A 17,560-nucleotide genomic window follows, 5' to 3' on the forward strand; every position below is an offset into this window, starting at 1 on the left:
GCTTGGGGTGAACCTGCAGTTAAGCATAGCGATTGAGCCGGTGATTATGTCGGTGCTATAGCCACCGCTGGCCAGCAGTGCTTCCAGGGTCACATAATCCGCGAGGGAGTGCGGATCAATGCTGCCTCACAGCCGCGAATCTGATACCCTTGCCAACCAGAATAATTGATAACAATGCATGGCAGGTCATAAGGGTTTTGCCGGTTTCAGCAAATCAGAACATCGCTTCATCTGTTGTCAGGAGGGCCAGTTGCCATTCAAACCGTCAGTCTCCATTGATGTGAGTCTCCCCGGTGATGCAATGGTGAGTGGAGAATGTATCAATTTCAGTCCGCCTGGCGCTTCAGGGGATGCTTTTACCCCGAATTTTCTGCGGTGACACGATGAATCTCAAATTCATACTGGACGCTGTGCCTTATACCCTGTCGGGAAGGATGCGGGTATCGGGAGGGCACCTGCCCGTTGCCGGCCACACTGTCCCGACAGACTTTATCGGTGTTGGTGTCACCACCGCGGATAACCCACTGGTAGACGACTATGTGCTGGAGCGCCTTGCTGAACTGGGTATCAGCCAGGTCCGTGTCGATTTCACCTACGGGGATATGGCAGGCCCGGTCGCCCGGCTGCTGGATCGTCTGCTGGCCACCGACATCCAGGTTCTGTTGCATCTGGTACAACCGTTTGAGGAAGTAAAACGAATTAACACGCCTGCGGGGCAGGTGGCCTGGCGTGAATTCGTCAGCTCAACTGCCACCCGTTACGGTGAAAGACTCTGGGCAATTGAGGTTGGCTCAACCATCAATCGCCGTCGCTGGTCCGGCTATGATACCGAGAGTTTTTTTACCAGCTGGAGCATTGCCTACGACGAAATCAAGTCCAGAAATATCAGGCTGGCCGGCCCCAATATCAGTGATTTTGAACCACTCTGGAATATCGCTGTACTGACCCGTTTAAAGCAGGAAGGCAAGCTGCCCGATATCCACACCAATAACCTTTTCAGTGAACGGGTGGTGGAGCCGGAGCGATTTGATCACCGGTTGATGGGTAGCTGGATCGGGCAGCTTGTGAAAGTAAATCTGGTCAAAAAGTGCCGGATTCTCAAGAAGATCACCAGTGACTTTGGTATCGATGAACTGGTCTCTCCCTCCGCTTTCTGGACCTTGCCCCGTATCAAACGCGTGTTGGTCAACAGTGAACAGAAGATGGCGGATTACCTGACCAGATATATGGTGCTGTGTGCGGCTTCCGGGTCGATGCGTCAGATCTATTGGGGGCCGATGTTGTGCAACCGCGAAGGGCTGATTGACGATGATACCGGTACCTATCCTTTGCTGGAGAGGGTAACGCACTATCATCGGGTGCTGGGAGACGAAGCCAGCTATCGCATTCGCCCGGCCTTCCAGGCCATGAAAACCTTTATCGCAGAAATCTCAGGCGGTCGCTACGAAGGCGCACTGGCCACCACCGGTGGATTGCAGATACATGCATTCCGCAATGACCGTCACCTGATTCATGTGGCCTGGGCAGAAAATGGCAAAGCACTGCCGCTGCGGGCCTGTTATAGCGAAGGCGATATCGCTGCCAGCGAGTTACTTGATCGCGACGGAGATTGTCTGACCGGCAAGGTGCAACTGATTTCAGAGGCCCCCTTGTATCTGACCTGGCCCGCTACGGCAGATGTGCAGCTGATCGAGCCAGACCTCGCGCAGATAGAGCACATTTACCGGCATATCCCCGATCAGAAATACTACCTGTACGATGATGACCAGTGGCACGGCATGCTGGTGGCCAATAGCCCCGCCGAAGCGGCATTGCGTTTCAAGGTTCTGCATCCCGATCACTTGCCCGACCCCACCAAAGAAAACCTTTTGCGCCGCGCCCGCAATGCTGTCTGGACAGTCGACGGCGCGCTGGCAACGGCGGTTGTGGCAAAAAAACCGCTGAAGATTCATCCCCACAAGCGCTTTCTCGAAAGACACAGGCCTTCAAAAGCCCGCCGCAGCTGGATTGCCGCTGCAGAATTATTGCGCAGGGGTATCCCCACAGCGATGCCGCTGGCCTATTTCGAAAAAGTCGGTGATCGGAGTCTGCTGGAAAATTACTTTATCTGTGACCGGGTTGACGCAGATTTTACGGCCAGGGAAATACTGTCGGCATTTCGTGAGGGTGCCAGCCACTTTCAGGATATTTCCTCTGAACAGGCCTACCGGGAGCTGGGACGTTTCCTGTTTGAGATGCACTGCCGGGGAGTCTATTTCCGGGATCTTTCCGGTGGCAATATCCTCATTAAAAAATCACCTGGGGGCGAGCTTCAGTTCACCCTGATCGACATTAACCGGGCGCGTTTCTTTAATCGCGGTGCCACCACGATGGAGCGACTTTCCGATCTTTCCCGTGTCTGCAACAAGCTCCATTGGGCCGGTCGGGAGCAGTTGATCGGCCAGTATCTACAACGGCCTGAGAGCGGAGGTGCTATCCCATGGCATTACCGCATACCGTTTTATCTGTATGACTTCAAGGCCGCCTTCAAGCGTCGTTTTGGACGCAAGGCCATCAAGCGATTGCTTAACAGGGCTGCCCGCTCAAACGGAAGCTCTAAGTAACCGACCAGAAGTGGTCAAAGTAACCGGCGCGCGTGAGAGGCCATCGGCAAAACAATAGCGGCTCCCGCTGCAGTTATCTCTCCAGAATAGCCGCCACTCCCATACCGCCAGCGGTGCAGATCGAAATCAGGCCGCGCCCCTGTCCCGCCAACTGCAGTTGCCTTGCCAGCGTACCGGCTATCCGTGCGCCGGTGGCGGCAAAAGGATGGCCGATGGCCAGACTGCTGCCGGTCATATTGAGCTTGTCTCGATCAATACTGCCTAATGCTTTTTCCAGGCCCAGCCTTTCCCGGCAGTATTCCTCCGACTCCCAGGCTTTGAGGGTGCAGAGCACCTGTGCGGCAAAGGCTTCGTGGATTTCATAATGGGTGAAATCCTGCAGGCTGAGTTCGGCACGACTCAGCATATTGGCCACGGCCACGGTCGGCGCCATCAGCAGGCCCTCACCACCCACATGGTCGACAGCGGCCGTTTCCATATGGGTGAGACGTGCCAGCACGGGCAGATTGTTGGCGGCGGCCCATTCCTCGCTGGCCAGCAGCAGGGAGGCTGCCCCGTCAGTCAGCGGCGTGCTGTTACCGGCAGTCAGGGTGCCTTTCGCGCTGCGATCAAAAGACGGTTTTAGCTTTTCGAGCTGCGCCAGCGTCAGGTCTTGGCGCAGGTTGTTATCCCGCAACATGCCCGCACAGGGGCTCAGCAGGTCATCAAAAAAACAGTTGCTGTAGGCGGACTCGGCACGGTGGTGGCTGGCCAGCGCCAGCTCATCCTGTGCTTCGCGGCCGATCTGCCATTGCTTTGCCATTAATTCACAGTGCTCGCCCATGCTCAGTTCCGTGCGCGGTTCACTGATGGCGGGGGCCACAGGGGCGAGCTCGGAAGGGCGAAAGCCTTTCAGGATAGCCAGTTTCTGACGGGTGGTTTTTGCCTTGGATAGCGCCACCAGCCGTTGGGAGAATCGCCTGGAAAACAGCACCGGTACATCGCTGGCACTGTCGGTACCGGCGGCAATGCCGCACTCAATCTGCCCGCAGGCGATTTTCGAGGCGATGCCAAAGGCTGCTTGCAGGCTGGTGCCGCAGGCCTGCTGGAGCGTGATACCGGGAGTCAACGGCGACAGGCTGGTGCCCAACAGCGCTTCGCGGGCAAGATTGAAATCCTTCGGGAAGGTCATCACAGCGCCCGCCACCAGCTCATCCATTTGTTGCCCATGGAGATTGTAACGATCCACCAGCCCTTGCAGGGCGCTGACCAGCATGTCGAGGTTGGTCAGATCAGCATAGCCGGTGCCAGCCCGGCAAAAAGGAATACGGTTTGCTCCGACAATGGCTACCGGACGAATGGTCTTGGTTTGGCTCATGGTTTCACCTCCGACTGCTGGTGTTCCAGGTAATGCATCGGGCCGCCGAGAAAGGGGGCAAAGCCGGTGCCGAAAATGACCCCGGCGTCCAGCAGGTCGGCGCTGTCGACAATGGCATCATCCAGGCAGCGTTGACACTCGGCCAGCAGCGGTTTGATGAGGCGGTCACCGAGAATATCCATGGCCACCATATCACTGGCCTTGCCTATGTCAGGCTTGCCTTTCTTCCATCGGTAAAAGCCCTCGCCGGATTTCTTGCCAAGCTTGCCCTCGTCAATCAGCGCCTCCAGTTTCGCAATGGCCTCCTGCCTGTCCGGTGCGAGTTTTTTGACCACACTGAGCGCGACATCAAGCCCGACAGTATCCACCAGTTCAACCGGTCCCATCGGCATGCCGAAGTGTTTGGCTGCTTCATCCACGGTGGCCATGCTGTGCCCTTCCTCCAGCAGATTGATAGCCTCCAGCATATACGGGGCCAGCACACGATTGACCAGAAAGCCGGGAGCGCTGTTGACCGGCAAGGGAAATTTGCCGATACGATTGCTGAACAGGCAGCCTTTTTGAATATCCGCGGGATTGGACTGCTCGCCCCGCACCACTTCCACCAGCGGCATCTTTGCTACCGGATTAAAGAAGTGCAGCCCGATCAGGCGTTGTGGCTGCTGCAAGCCCAGTGCAATTTCATGCAGTGGTATGGCAGAGGTGTTGGTTGCCAGTACGGCGTCAGGTCGGGCTTTTTCCTCCAGATCCTTAAAGAGTTGCTGCTTGGCCTCCAGATTTTCAAAAATCGCCTCAATCACGACATCCGCCCGGGCAATCCCTTCTCCGTCCACGTCGGCGATCAGACGGCTGCTCGCCGCAGAAACCTGTGCAGTGCTGCGCAATTTTTTCTTGAACAGTTTTTCAGCCCGTTTCAGGGCGGGCTCGATGTATTTAGCCTCCCGATCCTGCAGTGTGACTTCCATTCCTCGTAGAGCGCACCAGGCGGCAATGTCGCCACCCATGACGCCCGCGCCGACCACATGCACGCGGTGGGGCTGCCAATTGGCAGTGGTTTCATCCGATTTGCCGAGAGCCTTTAACTGTTCCTGTAGACGGAAAACCCGCCGCAGGTGTCGGGATGTGTCACCCATCAGTAATTCACTGACTTTGTCTGCTTCGCCTTTCAGCAAAGCTTCAAAGTCGCTGCCCACCCTCCGCCAGAGTTCGATGAGGGTATAGGGTGCCGGGTAGTGTTCCGGACGGGCCCGTTTGGCCACCTCGCGGGTCATGACTTTGGCCAGGATCTGGCGCATGCCGGGGCTGCTGGTCAGTTGCTCTAGCCGGTTGGCCCGGTGTCCTTTGCGTTGCTTGACGATGGCTTTGCGCGCTGCCCAGTGCAGGCTGCCGTGTTCTGATACCACCTTGTCCATCAGGCCCACGGCACGTGCGGCACGGGCTCTGAGAGAGCGGGCGCTGAGGATCAACTCCAGTGCCTTGCGGCCTCCCAGCAGGCGAATGCTGCGTGCGGTGCCACCAAAGCCGGGAAAAATCCCCAACTGGATTTCCGGGAACCCGATCCGGGTACTCTCAGCATCCAGTGCTACTCGGTAGTTGCAAGCCAGTGCTAGCTCCAGACCTCCGCCGAGACAAAAGCCATGAACGGCAGCAACCGAATAACAGGGCAGTGCCTCCAGCCGGGCAAAGACCCGGTGGGCCATTTCAATACCGGCTTTTGCCACTTCGCGGTCGGCCTGTTGTTCAAATTCACGAATATCCGCGCCGGCGATAAAGCCGCTGGCTTTCGGCGAGTAAATGACCAGTCCGGCGGGCAGGACCGTTTCCAGCTCCGATAGGATGGCATCCAGTTCCTGCATCACCTCATTGTTCAGAGTGTTGACACTCTCAGCGCAACGATCGATTGCCAGCCAGGCAATATTTTCGTTATCCCGCTCCAGTTGCCAGTGCTTGTACGAAGGGTTATCGGTCATCGGTAAAACATCTCCTTTCCCATCGCATCGCTGGCTCGTGTGCTTCCTGATACCAGCCTGCTTTACAATGTCGGTCTGTTGTTATCATCAATTCATCATAGCGGATTGGCAACGGATTGAAATGCTCCCCGCATAAAATGGATCTGGAACACTTTGCCATGACGAAACCCCATATCACCCGCCGCACTGCTGACCTGACCCAGTGCGAATTCAGTTCATCGGTTCCGCCGTTATTGCAGCGCATTTATGCGGCCCGGGGGGCCGAGAACGACCGGGCACTGGCGCGAACACTCCAGGGGCTGCCGGGCCCTGACGGCCTGCTCGGGATCGGCGAGGCGGTCGTGCTGCTCGAGCAGGCCATCAATGAACAGCAATCGATTCTCATTATCGGCGATTTTGATGCCGATGGTGCCACCAGCACGGCGCTGACTCTGCTGGCGCTGAGGGCCATGGGGTTTTCCCGGGTGGATTATATCGTGCCCAACCGCTTCGAATACGGCTATGGTCTCACCCCGGAAATTGTCGAACTGGCCAAACAGCAAACACCGGATCTGATCATCACGGTCGACAACGGTATTTCCAGTGTCAGTGGTGTCGAGGCCGCAAAAGCCGCCGGTATCAAAGTGCTGATCACCGACCACCATCTGCCCGGCGCACAACTGCCCAAAGCGGATGCCATCGTCAATCCCAACCAGCACGGTTGTGAGTTTCCCGGTAAAAACCTCGCCGGAGTGGGCGTGGTGTTTTATCTGATGAGCGCCCTCCGCAAGCGACTTCGTGAGCACGGCTGGTTTGCAGATCAGCAACGGGTGGAACCCAATATGGCCGAATGGCTCGATCTGGTGGCACTGGGTACCGTGGCCGATGTGGTCACTCTCGATACGATCAATCGCATTCTGGTCTACCAGGGATTGCAGCGTATCCGGGCGGGGAAATCCCGGCCGGGCATCCAGGCACTGCTCGACCTCGCGGGCCGCGATTGCAGCCGCCTGGTGGCATCAGATCTCGGTTTTGCCATCGGGCCCCGGCTCAATGCGGCCGGTCGGCTCGATGATATGTCCATCGGCATCCAGTGTCTGCTTGAAACCGACCCCTATATAGCGCGGGAATATGCCCTGCAACTGGATGAACTGAACCGCGACCGCCGGGTGATCGAAGCCGACATGCAGCGGGAAGCGCTGTTGGCACTGGAGCAATTGCACCTGGACGAACAGAAGTTACCCTGGGGGCTGTGCCTGTTCGATGCCAACTGGCATCAGGGGGTGGTGGGTCTGCTGGCCTCGCGCATCAAGGACAGGGTGCATCGTCCGGTCATCGTCTTTGCCGATGCAGACAACGGCGAATACAAAGGGTCTGCCCGCTCCATCAAGGGCCTGCATATCCGTGATGCCCTGGACGCAGTCGCCAGCCGCCACCCGGGCCTGATCAGTAAATTCGGCGGCCATGCCATGGCGGCAGGGCTGAGTCTCCCAAAAGATCACTATCTGAAGTTTGTCGATGCGTTTGATGCAGAGGTACGTCGATTGCTCACCCCGGCGGATCTGGAAGCAGAAATCCTCACCGATGGGGTGCTGGATACCACTGAACTCAATATCGACACCGCCCAATTGCTGCGCGAGGCCGGCCCCTGGGGGCAACATTTTCCCGAACCGCTGTTCGAGGGCGAATTTCATATCGTGCAACAGCGCATCGTCGGTGAAAAACACCTCAAACTGGTACTGGCAACCGACGCGTCAAGAAGTCAGCTAATCGACGCCATTGCGTTCAATGTCGATACCGACTGCTGGCCCGACCCGGCAGCCGACCAGGTCCGGCTGATTTATAAACTGGATATCAACCTGTGGCGGGGCAGGGAGTCCATGCAGTTGTTGGTGGAACACCTCGCTTAAAACTGGCAGGTTGCACTTTGTACTCAAAGGCCATTAAATCGAGAGCAGGATCAACTTCAGGGATGAGTACACATGGACAAATTCGACCGCATTCAGCAGCTCCACCGCATTTTCAAAAACCGTCGCTTGCCGGTTCCCGTTCGGTTGCTGGCGGAAGAACTGGAGTGTACCGAGCGCAACGTCAAACGCCTGTTGGAAACCATGCAGCTGGTGGATGCCCCGCTGGTATATGACGAGTCGGGCCGCGGCTGGCGCTACGAACAAAATGAGGGCGATCTCTTCGAACTACCCGGCCTGTGGCTGACCGGTGATGAGCTGCAATCCCTCAGCCTGTTGCTCAACCTGCTGGAACAGTTGGGCAACGGCATCCTCAACGATGAAATCGCCGTGATTGAAAAAGAGGTCACCAAACTGCTTAAGGCGCGGGGCATTGATCCTAGCGCCTTTGCCGATCAGCTCCGCATACTGCCCATGGCACAGCGCCAACTTCAGGGTAAAGTATTCCACCGGGTTACCGAAGCGCTGTTGCTCAAAAAGCAGTTGCACATCTACTACAGTGACTACCAAGGTATCAACTCCGACCGCTATATCAGCCCCCAGCACCTCGTCTACTACCGTGAAAACTGGTATCTGGACGCCTTTTGTCACCTGCGCAATAGCCTGCGCACCTTTTCAGTGGCTCGTATTATCCGTGCTGACATCCTCAAAACCGACCGAAAGCAAATGGATCGGGAAACCTTGCAAAACCACTTCTCTACCAGCTACGGCATCTTTGCCGGAAAGCCTCGCCATCAGGCAAGGTTGCGTTTCCTCCCGGCGGTTGCCCGGGACATTGCCAGCCAGCAATGGCACCCGGACCAGCTGGGCGAATGGGACGGACGGGACTATCTGCTGACCTTGCCCTATGCCAATGACAAGGAACTGGTGCAGGACATCCTGCGCCATCTGCCCCATGTTGCGGTAGAAGCCCCAGCCGAATTACGGCAGGCAGTGCATCGCCGGTTGCGGCAGGCGCTGGTGATGTACGAAGAAACAGAAGGTGAGTAATAGTGGATGCTGTATATATCACCAGGACGCGTTTTGTCCGGACAAGGCGATATAGTCACAAACAGTGGTAAGTAGATGTCAGGGAGGCGTGTGGCATGACCATCGACAGAGAAGCGGCGAACAACCTCAGGCCGGTTACAAGTGCGGCATGTCTGTTCTCCGTGCCGGGAACGCTGTATCTCACCATTGTGGATGAAAGCCTGCTGGTATTGTTGGCCCTCCCGCTATTTTTTGGCGCCGTCTTTATATTTAGCCTGGTTTTCCTTTTGTTGGTTTACGGCATTCGGGAGATTTTCTCGTCAATATGGATATTAATAGAGGCCTTAATACGGAGTGAAAGACAGAGTTTTTGGCCTAGTGGAAAATCCGGAAGGTACGGTGGCACTTGCGCCCATAAGGAACTCGATTTTGAATTTTGGGTGTTGAGGGAGAATGGAAATGAGTAGTCAGTATGTTGAGCAGATTAGAGAAAAAGATGGCCCCCTGATTGACCATTTACGCGAGATCGGTAACTTGGCTGGGAAGTTTGCTGGGGAAATAGGTCTGCGTGATATTGCCCATTTACTCGGACTTTTACATGACATTGGTGAACTTCGATCAATACTAATTCAAAGCTACAGGTTACTGAATAGGCCATGAAGTTTTACGCTCACTCAACCGAACAGCAAAATAAATCAGATTGGCAGGGGTTGTCAGAGCACCTCACATCTGTGGGCGATCTAGCTGAGGAATTTGCTGCCCATTTTGGCGCGCAAAAAATGGCTCGTACGGCCGGCTTACTACATGACTTAGGGAAATACACCCAAGAATTTCAGAAACGCCTGGAGGGTGGTCCGCGTGTAGATCACTCTGCCTGGGGGGCGCGAGTTGTGTTGGAGCGTTACGAGCAATTAGGGCAGCTGCTGGCCTATACCATTGCCGGGCACCATGCTGGACTTGCTGATGGCAGAGTCGCTGATGATCAAAAGCGTACTAGTCTGGCGGACAGACTGGCAGCCGGGCTGCCAGAATTGTTGAATGATTGGGAAAAGGAAATCGCTCTGCCGTCTTCCAAAGAGCTTAACCTGCCGGAGGGGTTCAAGCCTCGTCCGGATCGAGGGATGTTTCAGCTCTCCCTGCTGGTACGAATGATTTTTTCCTGTCTGGTAGATGCTGATTTCATCGACACCGATGAATTTTATCGCCAGATTGAAGGTAAAGCGCCGCGCAGGGGGATAATCCACCCTGCAATTGAACAATTACGCGAATGCCTGGATCAATACCTTGCAAAGTTCAGGGCAAATTCTGATGTTAATCGTCTGCGTGCAGAAATTCTTGGGCATGTCCGTGGTCGGGCTACTCATGATCCCGGATTGTTTTCCCTGACAGTTCCCACAGGTGGGGGGAAGACACTGGCCTCCCTCGCTTTTGCCCTTGATCATGCCATTGAGCATGATCTGCAACGTGTTATCTATGTCATTCCTTTTACCAGCATTGTCGAGCAGAACGCGCAGGTATTTCGTGAAGCCTTTGGTGACCTGGGTGAGGCCGCAGTACTGGAACATCACAGTGCCTTTTTTGATGATCCGGACAAGGCGCCGGAATCTAAAGAAAAACGAAAGCTGGCTATGGAAAACTGGGATGCGCCGATTGTTGTGACGACGGCAGTACAGTTCTTCGAGAGCCTGTTTGCTGATCGGCCTTCACATTGCCGAAAACTACACAATATTGCAGGGAGTGTCGTAATTCTTGATGAAGCTCAAACATTGCCGATCAAGCTCTTGCGGCCATGTGTCACGCTGCTGGACGAACTGGCCTTGAATTACAAAACAAGCATCGTGCTATGTACGGCAACCCAGCCCGCGTTGAGAGAAGATCAGGGTTTTTCCAACGGTTTGAAGAATGTCCATGAGCTTGCGCCTAACCCTCCCGTACTTTATGAGAAGTTGCGCCGGGTGAATGTGCGTCATATCGGATCTCTTTCTGATGATGATCTTGCAAATCAACTCCGCCAACGGGACCAGGTGCTCTGCATTGTTAATAATCGTCGTCATGCCCGCGCGCTTTATGAAACCATTGCGGATCATCCGGGGGCCCGTCATCTGACGACGCTGATGTATGCCAAACATCGTCGTACGGTACTGGAGCAGGTAAGGATCGAGTTAAAAGAAGAAAAGCCATGTAGGTTGGTTTCCACTTCACTGATCGAAGCAGGCGTGGATATCGACTTCCCGACCGTGCTGAGAGCTGAAGCGGGTCTCGATTCCATTGCTCAGGCAGCAGGTCGTTGCAACCGCGAGGGTCGACGTTCGCGTGAAGCCAGCGAGACGCTTGTCTTTGCTACCAATAACTCGGATTGGGCGCCACCGACGGAGTTGGCACAGTTTGCACAGGTGTTTCGCAGTATTGAGCGTCGCCATGCGGATGACCTGTTAGCGCTGGATGCGGTGCATGATTATTTTCGTGAACTGTATTGGCAGAAAGGAGATGCGGAGCTGGACGCAAAAGGACTACTGGAATTGCTCAGACAAAGCTCACCGGAAAGCTTGCCTTTGGAAAGTCTGGCAAGAAACTTTCAGTTTATAGAAACCTCTATGCGGCCAATCATTGTGCCCTTTGTTCCTGGCACAGATCGACTAATTCCGGCAGTTGCTGAAGCGCTGGATAAACTGGAGTATGCCCCTGGCCTGGCCCGGTTACTGCAACCCTATTTGGTGCAGGTGCCCCAGAATGCATTTAAGGCCTTGCAGAAGTTCGGGGCCATTCATCCGGTTGCAGAAGAGCGTTATGGGGAGCAGTTTATGCGGTTGGTCAATCCAGATTTGTATGACGAGAAATTTGGGCTGCACTGGGATGATCCCGCTTTCATAAAAGCCGAAAGATTGGTTGTATAAGAACGAACTGCAAGCTAGCTAATAAGGAGAGAGCATCATGAGTTATGGAGTAAAACTCCTTGTCTGGGGCGAACGTGCCTGCTTTACCCGCCCTGAAATGAAGGTCGAACGGGTGTCTTACGACGTTATCACTCCGTCGGCAGCGAGAGGCATAGTTGAGGCGATCCACTGGAAACCAGCCATTCGGTGGGTCGTGGACAGCATTCAGGTACTAAACCCGATTTGTTTTGAGTCTCTCCGGCGTAATGAGGTCAAGGACAAGATATCTACGGCCAAAATCAAAAGTGCCATGAACAATACAGGCAACAATTTGCGCTACTTGGTTGACGAGGGAGATAACCGGCAACAGAGGGCTACCACGCTGCTGCGCAATGTGGCCTACATTATCACCGCACATTTCGAGTTGACGGATAAGGCCTCTATGGAGGACAACGAAGGCAAACACCTGGATATCTTCACCCGTCGCGCCCGGCGAGGTCAGTGCTTTCACATGCCCTGTCTGGGGAATCGTGAATTTCCCGCAAGCTTTCAATTGCTCGAGGATGGCAAGGAGCACCCCTTGCCGCACGCAACGCTTCGGGGTGAACGTGACCTAGGCTGGATGCTTCACGACATCGACTTCGCCAACGAAATGACCCCCTTGTTTTTTAGGGCCCAGATGAAGGACGGCCTGATCGAAGTTCCAGCCTTGAGAAATGGTGAGGTCAAGTCATGATCCTGTCTGCGCTTAATGACTATTACGAGCGGCTTCTCTGTAACCCTAACGCTGGGATATCTCCCCCTGGTTGCAGCTCAGAACAAATCAGTTACGCCATTGTGCTGGACCGCGAAGGCTCGGTTGTGGCAGTAGATGATATCCGGGATACGAGCAGCAAGCGGTCAGTCGCAAAGAGACTCATAGTTCCGGCGTCTTTCAAGCGATCCGGAAGCGTATTCAAGCCGTTCTTTCTATGGGACAAAACGAGTTACGTCCTTGGCGTCAGCGGCGTCGTAGAAAAGGCCAAAAAGAAGCAGGAAAAAGGAGAAGACCTGTCTGCGAAGGAAAAGAAGGAACTGAAAAATAAAATAGAACGACTTCCACAGGAGTTTGAATCATTCAAGCGCTTTCATGTCGACGCTCTGAATGGCACCGAAGATGATGGGTTAAACGCATTTTTGCATTTTATAAAGAACTGGAATCCAGAAAAATTCAGTGAGATCGATTTTTTTGGAAAGCACGGGGACGGATTTCTAGACGCTAACGTAGTTTTCCGTCTGGATGGAGACCATGGATATCTTCACGAAAGTCCAGCGGCTAGAGTTCTATATAACCAACCCGTAGCTTCTGGCAAGGAAGAAAAAGCTGCGATGTGCCTCATAACAGGGGAGACAGGCCCGATAGCCCGGATTCATGAATCAATAAAGGGAGTTAAGGATGCACAAAGCTCAGGAGCATCTATTGTCTCCTTTAACAAAGAGTCATTCACTTCTTATGGCAAAAATCAGGGAGAAAATGCCCCTGTCTCTGCCAAAGCTGCGAGCGCGTATATCACTGCACTGAATTATTTGCTTAAAAGTGAGCGGCAACACATCCAGATCGGTGATGCCACAGTAGTATTCTGGGCTGAGGCATCAAACAACGAAGATGCTTCAGTTGCAGAGGATATCTTTGCTGCCTTTTTGAATCCGGAAGATGATGACCTTAGAGAAGCTGGAAAAATCCGGGACGCCCTTGAGCTAATCAAGCTGGGCAAGCCCTTGAGCAGCCTGGATGTCCGGCTCAGGGCTGAAACCCGCATATTTATTCTTGGTTTGGCTCCAAATGCCTCGCGTCTTTCTATCCGCTTTTGGGAAACCGATACACTGGAAGCCTTTGCAAAACGGCTGGCCCAGCACTACGAAGATTTACATCTTGAGCCATCTCCCTGGAAAACGCCGCCAGCTATTTGGCGGTTGTTGCTGGCCACTGCGCCCTCACGGGATGGCAAATCAAAAAGTGGAGATGTGCCTCCACATCTGGCGGGCGAGCTGGCGCGAGCCATTTTGACGGGAGGGCGTTATCCCTACAGTCTTCTCGGCAACATCATCATGCGTATGCGTGCGGACGGTGATATCTCCGGCACGCGCGTAGCGCTGATCAAAGGCGTCCTGACCCGCTTCCGGCGGCTGGGCGGAAAAGGAACTAACAACGGAGACCTGCCCATGAGTTTGGATACAAAAAACACCGATCCCGGATATTTGCTAGGGCGCCTCTTTGCGTCGCTGGAAGGCATACAGCGGGGGGCGCTCGGCAAGGAGATTAATGCCACCATTCGTGATCGCTACTACGGCGCTGCATCTGCAACACCGGCCAGCATATTTCCGATCCTGTTACGCAACACTCAGAATCATTTGAGCAAAATTCGTAAGGAGAAGCCGGGGCTCGCCGTGAGCATGGAGAAAGAGGTTGGGGAGATTTTCGGACTACTCGGAACGACTTTTCCCAAAAGCCTGAGGCTTGAAAACCAGGGGCATTTTGCCATCGGTTATTACCACCAATCACAATCCCGCTTTGCCAAGAAAAGCGAACAGGAAGTGATCCATTCTAATGAAGGAGAAGACGCATGAGTGTTATCAGCAACCGCTATGAATTTGTTTATCTGTTTGACGTTGTCAACGGTAATCCAAACGGAGACCCCGACGCAGGGAACCTTCCACGTCTTGATCCCGAGACCAATAAGGGGCTCGTAACCGATGTTTGTTTGAAACGGAAGATTCGAAATTACGTAGCGCTGGAAAAAGAAAACTCTCCGGGCTTCTCGATTTATATGCAGGAAAAATCTGTCTTAAACAATCAGCACAAGAAAGCCTACGAAGCGCTTTCTGTCGAGCCGGAAGCAAAAAAACTTCCCAAAGAGGAAGCAAAGGCAAAAGAGTTGACTGCCTGGATGTGCAAGAACTTTTTTGATATCCGTGCTTTTGGTGCAGTCATGACGACGGAGGTAAACGCCGGGCAGGTTAGAGGACCTATTCAGCTGGCATTTGCCAGTTCGGTAGATCCTATTGTGCCGATGGAGGTCTCTATTACACGCATGGCGGTGACTAATGTAAAAGACCTGGAGAAAGAACGCACCATGGGGCGAAAGCACATCGTGCCTTACGGTCTCTATCGTATGCACGGCTTTGTATCCGCAAAGCTGGCAGAGCGGACAGGCTTCTCCGAAGATGACCTTGAGTTACTTTGGAGAGCATTGGCCAACATGCTTGAACATGACCACTCTGCTGCGCGCGGCGAAATGTCTGCTCGCAAATTGATCGTATTCAAGCATGACAATGCGATGGGCAGCGCACCGGCTCATAAGCTGTTTGACCTAGTCCGGATCGATCGAGTTGATGATGAAGCAGACTCGCCTGTCAGATGCTTTTCTGATTATCGCGTATCAATAGATAGCGAATCCGTGCCCCAGGGTGTCAGCGTGCAAGAGATGTTCTGAGGCGAAGAGTTATCTGAGGCGAGGACTTCATGATGCGGCAAAAATCTACGAACTTGATTTTCAATAAACGGGTTTGCACCGGAATTCAAACCAGAGAAGCAATCTGTAGTCGAATGTAATACACTTGGCTACAGATAAATGCAGACTGGAGGTTAGGTCCATGGCCGTTACAAGTATCCGTCTTCAAGCTGAACTGGAAGAACCCCTGGAGGTGCTTGCCAAGAAACTGGATAGAAGTAAGAATTATCTAATAAATCAGGCACTTAAAGAGTTTATCGCTCAACAGAAATTGGCTGAAAAGCGTTGGCAGGAAACCCTGCCCGCGTTGGAGTCCGTTAGGGCTGGGCGAACGATTCCTGCCGACAAGGTTTTCGAGTGGATGCGTAGTTGGGGTACAGATAACGAACTCCCAAAGCCTAAGTCAGAGTGATTGGCTATGAGACTGCAATTCACGGAAGAAGCCAGTAATGATCTTGAGTATATCCAGGCGTTTCTTATAGACGCCAATGTATCGAACTACCAGGCAATTGTTGCAGATATCATAGAGGCTGCCGATAACCTGTCGGTTTTTCCAAGGATCGGTTTAAAGGTGGTCATTGCGGCATCGCCTCATGAGGTACGAGATTATTATCACAAGGGTTTTTGCCTGCGTTATCTGATAATGCCGATGTGCATCTATATCCTTCGCATATGGCATCAAAGGGAGAATGAGCGGAATCTTTAGCCGCTGAATAGAGTGAATGGACGACTTCATCGCTATTTCCGCACTGCAACACCTTGCCTTCTGTCCCCGACAATTTGCCTTGATCCATGTAGAGCAGGCCTGGGAAGAAAACCGTTTTACCGCCGAGGGCCGGATACTGCATGAGCGGGTGGATTCCGGTCTGGCCGAACAGCGCAGAGGCACTCGATTTGAGCGCGGGGTGATGCTGGAATCGCAACGACACCGGCTTCGCGGCAAAATGGACTTGCTAGAAATCGAATCGGGCGATCCGCCCCGATATTTTCCGGTCGAGTACAAACGTGGTAAGCCCAAGGTGGAAGACTGGGACCGCATCCAGCTCTGCGCCCAGGCGCTGTGCTTGGAAGAAATGCGCCAGTGCAGTATCACTGAAGGTGCATTGTGGTACTGGGAAACCCGGCGTCGCGAAAATATCGCAATAACACCTGCATTACGTGAAGCAACCATAATTGCCATCAGTGAAGCGCACCTGATTTTGAATAGTGGCAAAACTCCCCACCCCACTGCCAACACCAAGCGTTGTCGAGCCTGTTCACTGATCAACATCTGCGAACCAGAAACCTTTCGCAAGGACGGTTCCCGCAAGTACATGGAAGGGATTTTCAACCCATGAAAAAGATGCTCAACTCCTTGTATATTACTCGTCAGGAAAGTTATCTTCACAAGGATCGGGAAACGATTGTTATCAAGAACGGTGACGACAAATTGGGACAATTTCCCTCACTGACAATCGGCAGTATTACCTGTTTTGGGCAGGTGTCGGTATCACCCTTTTTGATGGGTTATTGTGCTGAAAAAGGGATCGGACTCTCTTTTTATACCGAATATGGGCGCTTTCTTGCCAGGGTTCAGGGTAAACAAACCGGTAACGTCCTGCTACGACGTGCTCAATACCGCTGGGCTGACAACCCGGAGAGGGCGGTATCCATTGCGCGATTGATGGTGGCTGCAAAAATTGCCAATTCGCGTTCCGTATTGCTAAGAGAACTTCGCAATCACGGTGAAAACCCTCCACTCTCCCAGGCAGCTGAAAGACTTGCTATTAGCCTTAGACGGGTTAAACACGCAAAAACCGTGGCTGAGGCGATGGGCATGGAAGGCGATGCTGCAGCGACATATTTTGCCGTCTTTAATGAGTTGATCCGTGACAGTGGCTTTGCGTTTGGTGGTCGTATTCGGCGACCACCGACAGACCCGGTAAACGCCCTGCTGTCATTTGTTTACTCCCTGATCACACAAGAGTGCATGTCCGCGTTGCAGGGTGTCGGACTCGATCCTTATGTCGGCTATCTGCATCAGGACAGACCGGGACGGGCAAGCTTGGCGCTGGATTTGTTGGAAGAATTTAGGGCTTCCTGGGCAGATCGGTTTGTGCTCACATTGATCAATCGTAGACAAATTCAGCTAAAGGATTTCATTCAGGAAGCCAGCGGAGCCGTACGTTTGACTGATGATGCGCGAAAGGCACTACTGGTGTCGTACCAAGATCGCAAACAGGCGGAAGTGATGCACCCCTATTTGCAAGAGCAAGTACCTATTGGTTTGTTGCCACACAGCCAAGCCTTGCTACTGGCAAGGCATATTCGTGGTGATACAGAATTCTATACACCTTATTTAGTGAAGTGAG

The 17,560-nt window shown here is 53.5% G+C and carries 13 protein-coding genes; 11 read left to right on the forward strand and 2 right to left on the reverse strand.

Annotation, left to right across the window (positions count from 1 at the left end; translation table 11 throughout):
- Positions 1 to 383: 383 nt before the first annotated feature.
- Entirely contained in the window at positions 384 to 2,603 is a 2,220-nt protein-coding gene (locus AACZ64_RS01325; RefSeq protein WP_293614401.1) for a lipopolysaccharide kinase InaA family protein, read from the forward strand.
- Between the two features lie 73 nt (positions 2,604 to 2,676).
- Here the strand turns inward: AACZ64_RS01325 and AACZ64_RS01330 are convergent, their stop codons facing one another.
- Both AACZ64_RS01330 and AACZ64_RS01335 read right to left on the reverse strand, forming a co-directional pair.
- Positions 2,677 to 3,960, reverse strand: coding sequence for an acetyl-CoA C-acetyltransferase (locus AACZ64_RS01330; RefSeq protein WP_272993402.1), 1,284 nt, complete (start codon positions 3,958 to 3,960; stop codon positions 2,677 to 2,679).
- Positions 3,957 to 5,930 carry a 3-hydroxyacyl-CoA dehydrogenase NAD-binding domain-containing protein gene (locus AACZ64_RS01335; protein ID WP_293614400.1) on the reverse strand — a complete coding sequence of 658 codons (1,974 nt, stop codon included), beginning with the start codon at positions 5,928 to 5,930 and terminating at the stop codon, positions 3,957 to 3,959. The genes AACZ64_RS01330 and AACZ64_RS01335 overlap by 4 nt, the downstream gene beginning before the upstream one ends.
- Positions 5,931 to 6,088: 158 nt before the next feature.
- Between AACZ64_RS01335 and recJ the strand changes: the two genes are divergently transcribed.
- The 10 genes from recJ to cas1c all read left to right on the forward strand — a co-directional run bounded on the left by recJ (position 6,089) and on the right by cas1c (position 17,559).
- Positions 6,089 to 7,819, forward strand: coding sequence for a single-stranded-DNA-specific exonuclease RecJ (gene recJ, locus AACZ64_RS01340; protein WP_293614399.1), 1,731 nt, complete (start codon positions 6,089 to 6,091; stop codon positions 7,817 to 7,819).
- A 72-nt stretch (positions 7,820 to 7,891) separates the two neighbouring features.
- Positions 7,892 to 8,866 carry a WYL domain-containing protein gene (locus tag AACZ64_RS01345; RefSeq protein ID WP_293614398.1) on the forward strand — a complete coding sequence of 325 codons (975 nt, stop codon included), beginning with the start codon at positions 7,892 to 7,894 and terminating at the stop codon, positions 8,864 to 8,866.
- Between the two features lie 95 nt (positions 8,867 to 8,961).
- Positions 8,962 to 9,312, forward strand: coding sequence for a hypothetical protein (locus AACZ64_RS01350; protein ID WP_293614397.1), 351 nt, complete (start codon positions 8,962 to 8,964; stop codon positions 9,310 to 9,312).
- A gap of 189 nt (positions 9,313 to 9,501) precedes the next feature.
- On the forward strand, positions 9,502 to 11,739 hold the full coding sequence (locus tag AACZ64_RS01355; protein WP_293614396.1) for a CRISPR-associated endonuclease Cas3'': 2,238 nt from the start codon (positions 9,502 to 9,504) through the stop codon (positions 11,737 to 11,739).
- 37 nt (positions 11,740 to 11,776) lie between these two features.
- Positions 11,777 to 12,454: a type I-C CRISPR-associated protein Cas5c gene (cas5c, locus tag AACZ64_RS01360; RefSeq protein ID WP_293614395.1), complete on the forward strand. Its 678-nt coding sequence runs from the start codon at positions 11,777 to 11,779 to the stop codon at positions 12,452 to 12,454.
- Positions 12,451 to 14,325, forward strand: coding sequence for a type I-C CRISPR-associated protein Cas8c/Csd1 (gene cas8c / locus AACZ64_RS01365; RefSeq protein ID WP_293614394.1), 1,875 nt, complete (start codon positions 12,451 to 12,453; stop codon positions 14,323 to 14,325). The genes cas5c and cas8c overlap by 4 nt, the downstream gene beginning before the upstream one ends.
- Positions 14,322 to 15,191, forward strand: coding sequence for a type I-C CRISPR-associated protein Cas7/Csd2 (gene cas7c / locus AACZ64_RS01370; protein WP_339639615.1), 870 nt, complete (start codon positions 14,322 to 14,324; stop codon positions 15,189 to 15,191). The genes cas8c and cas7c overlap by 4 nt, the downstream gene beginning before the upstream one ends.
- 160 nt (positions 15,192 to 15,351) lie before the next feature.
- The gene (locus tag AACZ64_RS01375) at positions 15,352 to 15,621 is read left to right on the forward strand and encodes a ribbon-helix-helix protein, CopG family (RefSeq protein ID WP_339639616.1); all 270 of its coding nucleotides are present in this window, start codon (positions 15,352 to 15,354) and stop codon (positions 15,619 to 15,621) included.
- Between the two features lie 310 nt (positions 15,622 to 15,931).
- Positions 15,932 to 16,546: a CRISPR-associated protein Cas4 gene (gene cas4, locus AACZ64_RS01380; protein WP_293614391.1), complete on the forward strand. Its 615-nt coding sequence runs from the start codon at positions 15,932 to 15,934 to the stop codon at positions 16,544 to 16,546.
- Positions 16,543 to 17,559 (forward strand): type I-C CRISPR-associated endonuclease Cas1c, encoded by a 1,017-nt coding sequence (cas1c, locus tag AACZ64_RS01385; RefSeq protein ID WP_293614390.1) that lies wholly within the window; start codon positions 16,543 to 16,545, stop codon positions 17,557 to 17,559. Before cas4 ends, cas1c begins: the two co-directional genes overlap by 4 nt.
- Position 17,560: the final 1 nt, after the last annotated feature.

The organism is uncultured Porticoccus sp., from assembly GCF_963975625.1.
GTDB lineage: Bacteria > Pseudomonadota > Gammaproteobacteria > Pseudomonadales > Porticoccaceae > Porticoccus.